Raw genomic sequence first — 12726 nt, 5'->3', positions numbered from 1 at the left:
CATGCCTGAATTTGAAAATAAAAAACTATACCAAGATATAAGTTGCTGTCATTCCGCATGCTTCAACAAAAGTTTTGTCATGCGACACCAGTATCACAGCACCGTTAAAAGAATGAATTGCTTGAGCCAGTAATTCACGAGATTCGATATCGAGATGATTTTCGGGTTCATCTAAAAATAACAGTTCAACTGCTTGTTGCTTTAAGGCAAGCAAAGCCACTTTTAAGCGTTCACCGCCACTTAGGCTGGAGATGGGCATAAGTGCTTTATCTCTTCGAATTTGAAGGTTACCTAATAAAGTTCGCCCTTGTTGTTCCGTTAGTCCGGGATCAATATGTTGTAAATATTCAAGTGCTGAAATAGTGTCATCAAGTAGCGAAAGCCTCTGGTCAAGATAAATAGAAGTTACTTTGCAATACACTTCACCTGTAAGTGGTGGGATTAAACCTTGAAGGGTTTTTAATAAGCTTGATTTGCCAGTTCCATTTGCACCACGTAAATGCAATTTTTCCCCAGCCATAATTGCAAGATCAATGGGTTTTGTCTTCGCATAAGGGAGTTGTAATTGATGACAACGTAAGATTTCTCCTGACTTTCTGGCTATATGTGCAAATTCGAAAGATTGTGTTTTGAGATGTTCCAGTTGAGTTTGCTTCTGTTGCAATTCGTCTTTTGCATCTGCAAGCTGCTTACTCTGTTGTTTGCGAAGATGTGAGAGAGATTGTTCTGATTGCTCTTTTTTAGCATCCAGTAGAATGGGAGCTTGTGAACCAGAAGCCCTTAACTTTTCACCTGTTTTTTGACGTTTTTGGGCTTTCATCTGACTTTGATGTTGCTGCTCTTTCAGCTGTTTTAATTCACGTTTTTCTTGCTGTACTGCGTGTGATAATGCGTCGACGTGTAACTGATACTGCTGATGATATAGCGCATAATTGCCACCATAATAATGTAGTCCCAGCTGATTTAAGGAAAAAATCCCCTGTACGTGAGACAGTAGTTGCCGATCGTGGCTAATGATGAGTCCACCTGTAGGATGTTGAGACATTTGCTCAATCAACCATTCTCGTCCCCGTGTATCTAAGTGATTACTCGGTTCATCCAGTAATAGATAATGATCTTTGAGTAGAAATAGGCGACACAGTGCGAGTTTGGTTTTTTGGCCTTCACTCAAATATTGAATAGGTGTATCAAGATCTATCGGTAAATCCGCACTTTGCAAAAGTTGTTGCCATTCTGTTGGTAAATGCCACAGATGTTCGACTTGGTCATAATCGGCAAAAGCTGCAGTACCGTGCTGGATCCGTTCGAAGCATTGGTATAAATCCTCAATATGCAAGGCTTGAGCGATTGTATCTGCTTGTACACGCTGAAGTTGAGCCAGATATTGATGCGGACACTGCCATGAGATTTGGCCTGAATAAGGGAGCTTGAATTTTGTCTGTTCATGCAGAAGAGACATCAATAGTGATTTCCCTTGGCCATTGCATCCAATCAATCCTGTGAATTGATGTAATGGAAGTTGAAAGCAAAGCGAGTCGAAGTGTATTCGCTGTGCGAATTCAAGGGATAAGTTGGAAACAATACATGCCTGTTGAGTCATAAGAAACCTCATAAACAGGATATGCAAAATAGAGAGATCGAGATAAGTTTTAGAATAAAGCAGCGCTAAACGATAGCTAAGTCTATTTTGCACATCAAAAAGAAAAATGAACTTTGATGATGGAAATAGAACTTACTTCATTGGCGTGATCTCAAATTGGTTTATTTTTACACTATTCTATGGGGGAAGTGATGAAAGGTCAAATTTTAAGATTTTGAAGAGATGATTAAAAAAACATAAAAAGTGCTTGTCAAATGCTGAAATAGTGCGTAATTTAATAGTTAGACACCGTTTTTTAGATATTTGAAATAAATATGTTAAAGCATACTGTAAACACCAACGCATACTTTTACTTTTGGCAATATTGATCGTTGCCTGATGCGTTTCGGGCAGCAAAAAGGTTGCCCAACCAGTTAATACCTGATCGGCAACACCGATCAGGTTTTTTTATGCTTTAACAATCATGATTTTAGGAGAAATACCATGTATACATTTAATTATTCATATTTTAGCAAGATTTCTTGGTTTTACTTTGCAAAAAAATCAACATCGCTTAGATCACACTTGCTCAAATAAATGATAGGACTGCGAAGAAGGTCAGTCCAAAGGAATTGAAAAATGAATGCTTTAAATACTGCTTTGACACAACCACAAACACATACAAAAGAATCAATGCTTAGCTTGCCATCACAACTCAAAGCGCAGTATCCCTTGTCTGCCACTTTAGCGCAGCAAATTTCAAAACATCGTCAAACGATTCAGAATATTTTATCTGGACATGATCATCGCTTAATGGTGATTACTGGTCCTTGCTCGATTCATGATCCTATCGCAGTACTTGAATATGCTGATCGCCTACAACTATTACAAGAACAGGTTAAAGATCAAATATTCTTGGTGATGCGTGCATATATTGAAAAACCGCGTACCACGGTGGGTTGGAAAGGTTTCTTATATGATCCAAATTTAGATGGATCATCAGACTTACAACTCGGTTTAGAAAAATCTCGTCAGCTTTACTTGCAGCTAATCGAGAAAGGTTTGCCAATCGCAAGTGAGATTTTAAGCCCAATGGCAACAGGTTATTTTGATGACCTATTGGCTTGGGGCGCAATTGGTGCGCGGACTAGTGAGTCGCAAATTCATCGTGAAATTGCCAGCCATATGCCATACAGCATTGGCTTCAAAAACGGTACCGATGGTTCGATTCAAATTGCGTTGGATGCGATTCAATCAGCACTGCATGGTCATCAATTCTTGGGAATGACTCAGCAAGGTTTGCCTGCGATTTTACATAGTGAAGGTAATCCATTACCGCATTTAATTTTACGTGGTTCAAATCAGGGTACCAACTATGATTTGGCTTCGATTCAAGCGATGCATTTCAAACATAAACAATTACCTGCACTGGTAATTGATTGTAGTCATGGTAATAGCGGTAAAGATCCACTACTACAACCACAGGTTTTACAGCAAATTATTGCAGAGCGTGCTGAATCGAAAGTGCGTGGTGTAATGATTGAAAGTCATCTGGTTGATGGTAATCAAAAAATTTCCTGCGATATGACTTATGGCCAGTCGGTTACGGATGGTTGCCTAGGTTGGGATAAAACAGCACAAGTGTTGTTGGATGTTGCTGAGAAAATGCGACATAAAAAATAAACCAGACATAAAAAAGCCAATCTCAATTGATTGGCTTTTTTCTTTACGGTCGACTTAAGCTGCTTGGGTCGATTGAGCCGCAAGGAAGTGGCCAATCTCTTGGCTGAATTTTCTTGGTTCAGTAATCAGTGGTGTATGTCCAGAACGTTCAAAATAAATCGCTGTAGCATTGCTTAGACTTTCAGCAATCAATGTTTGGCCAGTTTCTGGGTAAAGGGTAGATTCACGACCAATAAAGAAAGTGGTTGGGCAATTCAGTTGACTGATGGCTTCACGATAGTCTTCATTATGATTAAGATAATTTTCGACATACCACAGTAAATAGTCTAAACGCTGAATTGGCAGTAAGTATTTTTGCAGGAATGGGCGGTTTAGAGCGAGCTTGAAAATTTTAGGGCTATAGTTGTTGCTGCCTTGCAGTTCAATGAAATCACCCCACAAGCTGACCAGCTTATAGCGGATATCATCGGGTAAGTCCTCTAGTTTCTGAGCATGTTTATAGTCGAGTAATAGCGTTTGAATCTCAAGCAATAAACTTTTAAATTGAGGATGCTTTGGACCAAACAATCCGTATTGCCAAGAATCATCAACTGCAATTTTAGGGGTTTGATCAATATGCAGATAGGCTTTGAGTTTCTCAGCTAAGCCACCATGCTTCATACCATGCATAGCTGTAGTTGCACCCATGGAATAACCCATCAGGATGAATTGATCGAGCTTTAATTGTTGGATCAGCGAGTCTACATCATTCCAATGACTTGAGATCGCATCGAGCTCTGGAATTGCACAATTTTTTGAACCGCCGAAACCACGCCAATCGGGAATGATAAATTCATATTGTTTACGATTGGCAAATAAGAAAGGGAGCCATTGCCAGCTTTGCATGCCCAGTCCGGATAAGACGAGCACAGGTTCGCCTTCGCCAACGCGTCGCACAAATAATTTTTCTTGATCGGGCATGCTATAGAACGGCATTATTTTTCTCCACTATTGTTGGCTTCTTCAAACTTTTTCAGTTGAGGAATCATTTGTTCCAACCATTTTATCCATTCATTTTCTTTAATGATACCGAGTTCTAGAATCATCTTATGGATAAACAAAACGCGATTGGTTGGTTGGTTATCTTTAAAATCTTTATCATGAATAGCTTGATAAAGGCTTAATTTTTCCTTATGCAATACTAAGTGACGCTCTAATTCGGGCAAAATATTATTGCCACCGAGTTGAGCTTCAGCTCTTAATCTAACCATGAGATCATCACGGAGTTGAGCAGGTTCACTTTGTTGTTCAATCCATGATGCCAGTTGTATCCTTCCAAGTTGTTCAACTTGATAAGTTTTTTTACGGCTGTTGGCAGCTTGTTCTTCTAATGTAGAAATCCATCCTTTTTTCAGCATCCCGTTGAGTTCACGATAAATCTGCTGATGAGTCGCATTCCAAAAGAAGCCCATTGAACGGTCAAAGCGACGAGCCAAGTCAAAACCTGTACTTGGTTTTTCCAATAAGCTGGTCAGTAAAACATGGGCGAGTGACATGATGTTCCATAATAAAAAATGACTCATCAGAATTATGCAATATGTTGCATAAAAATCAAATCTTGTTTATAACTTTATGCAACAAGTTGCATTAGCTAGCAGAGTGCGAGCCAAAGGAGAAACCATGTCAGCTTATCCACATTTATTAAAGCCACTTGATTTAGGCTTTACCACCTTAAAAAACCGTGTCTTGATGGGGTCTATGCATGTTGGCTTAGAAGAGGCGCATCAAGGTTATGAACGTATGGCTGCATTCTATGCAGAACGTGCCAAAGGTGATGTTGGATTAATCGTCACAGGTGGTATTGCTCCAAACGATGCAGGTCTTACCTTTGCACATGCATCTAAGCTAGATAGCATCGCAGAAGCAGAAAAACATAAAGTGATCACCCAAGCGGTACATGATGCGGGTGGTAAAATCGCGATGCAGATTTTGCATACAGGACGCTATTCTTATCAGCCTGAGATCGTTGCACCTTCTGCGATTCAGGCACCGATTAATCCAATTAAACCTAAAGCATTAAGTTCAGCTGAAGTACAGCAAACCATTGATGACTTTGCTAACTGCGCCAAGCTGGCACAATATGCGGGCTATGATGGTGTCGAAATCATGGGCTCGGAAGGTTATTTAATTAATGAGTTTATTGCGGCACGTACCAATCATCGTGATGATGAATGGGGTGGTAGCTATGAAAATCGTATCCGTTTCCCGATTGAAATTGTAAAGCGTACCCGTGATTTAGTCGGCGAAAACTTTATTATTATTTATCGCTTATCGATGCTGGATTTGGTTGAAGGTGGTTCAAGCTTAGAAGAAGTCATCCAACTGGCGAAAGCAATTGAAAAAGCTGGCGCAACCATTATCAATACAGGGATTGGTTGGCATGAAGCACGTATTCCAACCATTGCAACTAAAGTACCGCGCGCTGCATTTACATGGGTGACTGAAAAACTGAAAGGTCAAGTTTCAATCCCATTGATTACCTCGAACCGTATTAATACCCCTGAAATGGCAGAACATGTATTGGCTTCTGGTCATGCAGATATGGTGTCTATGGCACGCCCAATGCTGGCCGATCCTGAGTTTGTATTAAAAGCCAGTGAAGGTCGTAGCGATGAAATCAATACTTGTATTGGTTGTAACCAAGCTTGTTTAGACCATATTTTCTCAATGAAAATTGCCACCTGTTTAGTCAATCCACGCGCTTGTTACGAAACTGAGCTGATCTTTAAAGAAGCCAATGCGGTTAAAAATATTGCGGTGATTGGTGCGGGTCCAGCAGGTTTGAGCTTTGCAGTATATGCAGCAAGTCGTGGGCATAAAGTTAAGGTCTTTGATGCAAGCAATCAAATCGGTGGTCAGTTCAATATTGCCAAGACCATTCCAGGTAAAGAAGAATTCTACGAAACTTTACGCTACTTCAAACGTCAAATTGAATTGCAGCCGAATATTGAGTTGGTACTGAACCACACAGCGACTTATGAAGAACTTAGCCAAACTGACTATGATGATATCGTGGTTGCAACTGGCGTGACGCCGCGTCAGTTGCAATTTGAAGGGATCGATCATCCAAAAGTATTGAGCTATATCCAAGTGTTGAAAGAGCGAGTATCTGTAGGCAAGCGTGTTGCCATTATTGGTGCAGGTGGTATTGGCTTTGATACGGCAGAATATTTAACCCATGAAGGTGATAGTGGCAGCTTAAATCCTGAAAAATTCTATGCAGAATGGGGGATCGATACTTCTTACGAGCATGTAGGTGGCTTAAAACCGGCTGAGTTAGAAAAGTCTGAACGTGAGATTTACTTATTACAACGTAAGAGTGCATCTGTTGGTGCTGGTCTGGGTAAAACCACAGGCTGGATTCATCGTACAGGCTTAAAACATCGTGATGTAAAAATGATTGCCGGCGCAAGCTACGACAAGGTGGATGATCAAGGTTTGCATATTACCGTTGATGGTCAAAGTCGTGTGCTTGAAGTCGATAATGTGGTGATTTGTGCAGGCCAAGAGTCGTATACCGCAATGTTTGATCAGCTTAAAGCGGACGGTAAAAGTGTTCACTTGATTGGTGGCGCCAAAGAAGCGGGTGAGTTGGATGCTAAACGAGCAATTCGCCAAGGTGCTGAGTTAGCAGCAACATTGTAAACATGCTCGGGAGCATTTCTATTGAGGAAGTGCTCCCGACTTATCCATTAAATCTCAAGGGAGAATAACAATGACATTGGAAACAACAAAACAAGCTTTAGAAAACTGGCATCAGATGATTAAAACAGGTGACCTATCCAACTTAAATGATTTGCTGGCCGATGATGTTGTGTTTCGTTCGCCTGTTGCCTATAACCCTTATGAAGGGAAACACGTGGTTTTCTTTATTTTGACGAATGTGATTCAGGTGTTTGAAAACTTTACCTATCACCGTGAATTTTATACTGAAGATGGTGAAAATGTGGTGTTGGAATTTAGCGCCAATGTCAGCGGGAAATCACTTAAAGGCATTGATATGATTCGCTTTAATGAACAAGGCAAAATCATTGATTTTGAAGTGATGATTCGCCCGATGAGTGGTTTGGCCGCATTAGCAGAAAAAATGGGTGCACGCTTTGCCAAGTATCAACCGAATTAATGCCTGTAAAATAGCCTAAGTAATATTAAGAGAATTAAAATGTGGTTAAAGCTTTCAACTTTTGCATTACTGCCTGTATTAGTCGTACAGGGTATGAAAGTTCGTAACAATACACCACGTCTTTGGGAAGCAAGTGGCGACCGCCACGGTATCGTGGGTCAGGGTCAGCCACTTTCTTTACTCATTCTTGGCGATTCGGCAGCGGCGGGTGTTGGTGTTGAAACCCAACAACAGGCTTTATCTGGGGCGATTATTGCTGAGTTGCAGAATGAATATCAGTTGCAATGGAAATTGCATGCTAAAACAGGCGATACCACTCAACAGGTTTTTCAAGCAGTACAACAGTTAGATCAGCAGTGCTATGATGTTGTTATCACTTCAATTGGTGTGAATGATGTGACTAAACTGACCTCTGCAAAATCTTGGCTCAAACAACAAAAACAGCTATTCACTTATATACAGAATCAGTTTCAACCTAAACTCATTATTGTATCCGGTGTACCACCAATGCAGCATTTTCCGGCTTTACCTAATCCTTTGGCTTGGCTGTTTGGAAAATATGCGGAACAAATGAATCAGGCATTACAGCAATGGTTGGCACCACAATCTCAATTTCGATTTATTCAATATGATATTGAAGCTTTTCAAGCAATGGATTTGCCGATGGCAAGCGATGGTTTTCATCCAAGCAAAGAAATCTATGCCATCTGGGGACAACAGGTCGCAACTTTGGTGCGACAAACATTTACTCATGCGTAGATAGAGGCGGTTATTGAATATGGGTATATCTGCTTTAGATAAAATCAAAGTGTTAGGTTCAGAGCTTCTTGATTCAGTGCTCGGTGCTGAGCAACCCAAAATGTACTATGACCCGAAAGGGAAAATTAAAGATGTTTTGGAAAAATTACCGCAGTTAAAGCAAAAATATCGTCCTACGCCTTGGCTGAGTAATACACATCTACATTTATTGTATTTTGATGTGATTCGTAAGAAAACCATTAAACTTGAATATGACCGTGTTGATCGTTTGATCATGCAGGATGGAGGGATTACCGCCGTTGCGTGGTATGGATATGACCTACCAGTAGAAACACCAACTGTTGTAATTATGCATACCATTACAGGGACACCTGAAAGTATGCGCGAACTGGTCAAAGATTTGCATGAGTATAATGGTTGGCGAATTGCACTTTGTTTGCGCCGTGGCCATGCAGGACTGCCAATGCCAGTGCCTCGTATTTCATTGTTTGGTTCAACCAGTGATCTGAAAGAACAACTTGCGCATATTCAAAACCTGTTTCCACAATCCGATTTATATGCAGTTGGTTCCTCAGCTGGTACGGGGCTTTTGGTCCGCTATTTAGGCGAGCAAGGGGTGGATACGCCATTCAAAGCTGCTTTTGCAATGTGCCCTGGTTATAACACTGAAATCGGTTTTAAAAATGTGCATCCGTTTTATAGCAAAATGATGACCAAGAAGTTATTTAAATACTTCATTTATCCTTATCAGAATACATGGAATCAAATTGCATCTGTAGAAAAAGTGCTGACGACCACAAGCTTGGAAGAGTTTGAAAAAGAATATTTTGAAATGGCAGGATTTCAGGATTATCAGAGTTATTGCCAAGCGATTAATCCAATCTATGTCTTCGAAAATGTCAAAATTCCATTGATGATTCTCAATGCCGAAGATGATCCAGTTTGTTCAATTAAAAACTTAGAACCTTATAAAGATGCCATTCAGCAAATGGACAATATTGCAGTTGTAACCACCAAAAAGGGAAGTCATTGTGGTTTCTATGAAAGTTTAACGGTGAAGTCTTGGGCCTCCCGTTTGATGGCGGACTTTTTTAAAAATTACTAATCTATAGACACAAAAAAGCCAGTTGAAAGCAACTGGCTTTTTACTTTTCACGAATGAATTAGTTATTTAAAGCAGGTGTTGCAGCAGCGATTGCGGCAGCGACAGCGTCATCTTCACTTTGAGCTGGTGCTGATGGTTTTGCAGTTTTCACAGGTTGTTCTGCTTTAGGCTGTTCTGTCTTTGCTGGTTTGTGTTCAGCTTTTACAGGTTTCGGCTCTTCTGCGCGTGGAGCTTCAGTTGGTGTTTGTGTTGCAGCAGGCGTTTCTGTTTGAGCCGGACGAGTCTCACGACGAATCTCGGTCGTTGTATTTGGTGTTTCTTCACGCGTTGTTTCTACAACCGGTGCTGGAGCTTGGTGTTTATCGACACTTTCTAAAGACTCGAACTCTTGGATTTTTTCAGGCTCGGGCTGGGTTTGAGTCTCAGTTGCGGTCTGTTCTTGCTGCTCTTCGTTTTTTGGTTCTTCTTTTTTCACACAAGCAGTTAATAAAAGACCAGTCGCAAGTGCTGCACAAATTAAAAGTTTTTTATTCGCCATTGCTAAAACAACATATTAAATAAGGACAGCAGCAATTATAACAGTAAATCTATGTGAAGAAATCCCTGTGAATTGTTGAGTTTGTTTATATTTTATAAATGCTTGCAATTAAACAGACGAGCAGCAAAGAATTTAAAAGTGATGAATGCAAGATTTTAGGTATCGCTTTAATTGATTTTGGCCTGTTAAACGTAATTTATGGATGAAAAATCCACAAAACCCGTAAATTTTTATCGAAAATGCTGATAGAATAGCCAGTTGTTTATAGTTCTTTGAATTGATGCGGTTTGACTTTGCTTTATAGGGGCAGAGTACAGTAAAATTGCCCAACATTGTAGGCCGATTTCGGCTCGATTGTACGAGAAACTCAATGACCCATTTTATTTTTGTCACTGGTGGTGTGGTTTCATCACTAGGTAAAGGTATTTCTGCTGCTTCTGTTGCTGCACTTTTGGAAGCTCGTGGCTTAAAAGTCACTATGGTAAAAATGGATCCATACATTAATGTCGATCCAGGTACCATGAGCCCATTTCAGCACGGTGAAGTTTTCGTCACAGAGGATGGTGCTGAAACTGACTTAGATTTGGGATATTACGAACGTTTCTTACGTCGTGCGAAAATGACCAAACTGAATAACTTTACCAGTGGGCGCGTATATCAAGACGTTTTAAATAAAGAACGTCGTGGTGACTACTTAGGTGGTACGGTTCAAGTTATTCCACATATTACAGACAACATTAAAGAACGTGTACTTCGCGCAGGTGAAGGTTACGACGTTGCAATCGTTGAGATTGGCGGTACAGTTGGTGATATCGAATCACTTCCATTTATGGAATCAGTACGTCAATTGATGGTAGAGCTTGGTCATAAACGTACCATGCTTATGCATTTAACTTTGTTGCCATATATCAAATCTGCGGCTGAGCTCAAAACCAAGCCAACTCAACACTCAGTGAAAGAGCTTCTTTCAATTGGTATTCAGCCAGATATTTTAATCTGCCGTACTGAATATGATGTCGATGTTGATACTAAACGTAAAATTGCATTGTTCACAAATGTGGAAGCGCGTGCCGTTGTGGTATGTAAAGATGCGAAAACGATTTATCAAATTCCACGTACATTCTATGAGCAAAACGTTGATGACTTGATCTGTGAGCGTTTTGGCTTTAATGAGCTTCCAGAAGCAAACCTTGAAGATTGGGACAATGTCGTTGAAGCATTACTCAACCCTGAATACACAGTTCGTGTTGCAATGGTCGGTAAATATGTAGAGCTTCCAGATGCTTATAAATCTGTGAATGAAGCACTTTTACATGCAGGGATTCAAAACCTTGTTAAAGTCCAGATTGATTATGTCAATGCTGAAGAGCTTGAACAGCAAGATATTAGTGTTTTAAGTACTGCTGATGCGATCTTGGTACCAGGTGGTTTTGGTGAGCGCGGTACTGAAGGCAAAATGAAAGCCATTCAATATGCACGTGAAAACAAGATTCCATTCCTTGGTATTTGTTTAGGGATGCAATTGGCTGTGATTGAATATGCGCGTAACGTTGCAGCGATGCCAGAAGCAAGTTCAACAGAATTTAACCGTTCAACCAAATATCCATTGATTGGTTTAATTACTGAATGGTTAGATGAACGTGGTGAATTACAGCAACGTAGTCTTGAGTCTGACTTGGGTGGCACAATGCGTTTAGGTGCTCAAAAATCAGAACTGGTTGAAGGCACGAAGACACGTGAAGTCTATGGTAAAGCTGAAATTACTGAGCGTCATCGTCATCGCTATGAAATGAATGATCGTTTTATTCCTGCACTTGAACAAGCAGGGATGAAAATTTCGGGTTATTCATCAGTACAACATTTAGTTGAAACTGTAGAAATTCCTGAACATCCTTGGTTTATTGCTGTACAATTCCACCCGGAATTTACAAGTTCACCACGTGATGGACATCCATTATTTGCTAGCTTCATCGAAGCTGCAAAAAAACAGCATCAAAAGTAAGTACTAAGTTTTAAATAAACTGGGAAAGTTTAAATGTCACAATTAAAACCACAAGAAGTTGTACGTTTAGGCGATATACAAATGGCAAATCATTTGCCATTTGTATTATTTGGCGGAATGAACGTACTGGAATCAAGAGATTTAGCATTTGAAATTGCTGAAACTTATGTTGATATTTGCAAACGCCTAGACATTCCTTATGTATTCAAGGCAAGCTTTGATAAAGCAAACCGTTCAAGCCTAAACTCTTATCGTGGACCGGGTTTGGAAAAAGGGATTGAATGGCTTGCTGACATTAAAAAGCATTTTAATGTGCCCATTATCACTGACGTTCATGAGCCTTACCAAGCAGCACCTGTTGCTGAAGTTGCTGATATCATCCAACTTCCTGCCTTTTTAAGTCGTCAGACTGATCTCGTTGAAGCAATGGCGAAAACTCAAGCCATTATCAATATCAAAAAAGCACAATTCTTAGCACCACATGAAATGCGTCATATCTTGCATAAGTGTTTGGAAGCTGGAAATGACAAACTCATTCTTTGTGAGCGTGGTTCAGCATTTGGTTATAACAACTTGGTTGTTGATATGCTAGGCTTCGATACCATGAAAGAAATGAATGTGCCGGTATTCTTTGATGTTACCCATGCATTGCAAACACCAGGTGGACGCGCTGATTCTGCTGGTGGTCGTCGTGCCCAAATCACGACATTAGCGCGTGCGGGTATGGCAACAGGATTGGCTGGTTTATTCTTGGAAGCACATCCAGAGCCAGAAATCGCAAAATGTGATGGACCATGTGCATTGCGTTTATCTCAGCTTGAGCCATTCTTGGCGCAATTAAAAGAATTGGATACTTTGGTTAAAGGATTCAAAAAGTTAGACACCCATTGATGCAATT

11 protein-coding genes are annotated in these 12726 nt (G+C 40.3%); 7 read left to right on the top strand and 4 right to left on the bottom strand.

What is annotated here, in order from left to right:
• Nucleotides 1-25: 25 nt before the first annotated feature.
• Nucleotides 26-1600 carry an ATP-binding cassette domain-containing protein gene (locus tag MN869_RS01580; RefSeq protein ID WP_033132879.1) on the bottom strand — a complete coding sequence of 525 codons (1575 nt, stop codon included), beginning with the start codon at nucleotides 1598-1600 and terminating at the stop codon, nucleotides 26-28.
• A 618-nt stretch (nucleotides 1601-2218) separates the two neighbouring features.
• Here MN869_RS01580 and MN869_RS01575 point away from each other — a divergent pair.
• Nucleotides 2219-3262 (top strand): 3-deoxy-7-phosphoheptulonate synthase, encoded by a 1044-nt coding sequence (locus tag MN869_RS01575; RefSeq protein ID WP_033132878.1) that lies wholly within the window; start codon nucleotides 2219-2221, stop codon nucleotides 3260-3262.
• 54 nt (nucleotides 3263-3316) lie between these two features.
• On the opposite strand, the gene MN869_RS01570 is transcribed toward MN869_RS01575, so the two are convergent.
• Nucleotides 3317-4237: an alpha/beta hydrolase gene (locus MN869_RS01570; RefSeq protein ID WP_033132877.1), complete on the bottom strand. Its 921-nt coding sequence runs from the start codon at nucleotides 4235-4237 to the stop codon at nucleotides 3317-3319.
• Nucleotides 4237-4797: a PadR family transcriptional regulator gene (locus MN869_RS01565; RefSeq protein ID WP_005313568.1), complete on the bottom strand. Its 561-nt coding sequence runs from the start codon at nucleotides 4795-4797 to the stop codon at nucleotides 4237-4239. Before MN869_RS01565 ends, MN869_RS01570 begins: the two co-directional genes overlap by 1 nt.
• Nucleotides 4798-4921: 124 nt before the next feature.
• Between MN869_RS01565 and MN869_RS01560 the strand changes: the two genes are divergently transcribed.
• The 4 genes from MN869_RS01560 to MN869_RS01545 all read left to right on the top strand — a co-directional run bounded on the left by MN869_RS01560 (nucleotide 4922) and on the right by MN869_RS01545 (nucleotide 9288).
• Nucleotides 4922-6946 carry an NADPH-dependent 2,4-dienoyl-CoA reductase gene (locus tag MN869_RS01560; RefSeq protein WP_033132876.1) on the top strand — a complete coding sequence of 675 codons (2025 nt, stop codon included), beginning with the start codon at nucleotides 4922-4924 and terminating at the stop codon, nucleotides 6944-6946.
• A 70-nt stretch (nucleotides 6947-7016) separates the two neighbouring features.
• Nucleotides 7017-7424 (top strand): nuclear transport factor 2 family protein, encoded by a 408-nt coding sequence (locus MN869_RS01555; RefSeq protein WP_004806805.1) that lies wholly within the window; start codon nucleotides 7017-7019, stop codon nucleotides 7422-7424.
• 39 nt (nucleotides 7425-7463) lie between these two features.
• The gene (locus MN869_RS01550; RefSeq protein WP_033132875.1) at nucleotides 7464-8183 is read left to right on the top strand and encodes an SGNH/GDSL hydrolase family protein; all 720 of its coding nucleotides are present in this window, start codon (nucleotides 7464-7466) and stop codon (nucleotides 8181-8183) included.
• Nucleotides 8184-8202: 19 nt separating this feature from the next.
• Nucleotides 8203-9288 carry an alpha/beta fold hydrolase gene (locus MN869_RS01545; RefSeq protein ID WP_033132874.1) on the top strand — a complete coding sequence of 362 codons (1086 nt, stop codon included), beginning with the start codon at nucleotides 8203-8205 and terminating at the stop codon, nucleotides 9286-9288.
• Nucleotides 9289-9346: 58 nt separating this feature from the next.
• Here the strand turns inward: MN869_RS01545 and MN869_RS01540 are convergent, their stop codons facing one another.
• Nucleotides 9347-9826, bottom strand: coding sequence for a hypothetical protein (locus MN869_RS01540; RefSeq protein WP_033132873.1), 480 nt, complete (start codon nucleotides 9824-9826; stop codon nucleotides 9347-9349).
• A gap of 370 nt (nucleotides 9827-10196) precedes the next feature.
• Here MN869_RS01540 and MN869_RS01535 point away from each other — a divergent pair, with 370 nt between their 5' ends.
• On the top strand, nucleotides 10197-11828 hold the full coding sequence (locus MN869_RS01535; RefSeq protein WP_033132872.1) for a CTP synthase: 1632 nt from the start codon (nucleotides 10197-10199) through the stop codon (nucleotides 11826-11828).
• A 33-nt stretch (nucleotides 11829-11861) separates the two neighbouring features.
• The gene (kdsA, locus tag MN869_RS01530) at nucleotides 11862-12719 is read left to right on the top strand and encodes a 3-deoxy-8-phosphooctulonate synthase (protein WP_005204020.1); all 858 of its coding nucleotides are present in this window, start codon (nucleotides 11862-11864) and stop codon (nucleotides 12717-12719) included.
• The last annotated feature ends 7 nt before the right edge of the window (nucleotides 12720-12726 follow it).

This window comes from Acinetobacter sp. NIPH1876, from assembly GCF_022808535.1.
GTDB lineage: Bacteria > Pseudomonadota > Gammaproteobacteria > Pseudomonadales > Moraxellaceae > Acinetobacter > Acinetobacter higginsii.
Note: the sequence above shows the minus strand (reverse complement) of the source record. Positions and strands in the feature narration are given on the sequence as shown.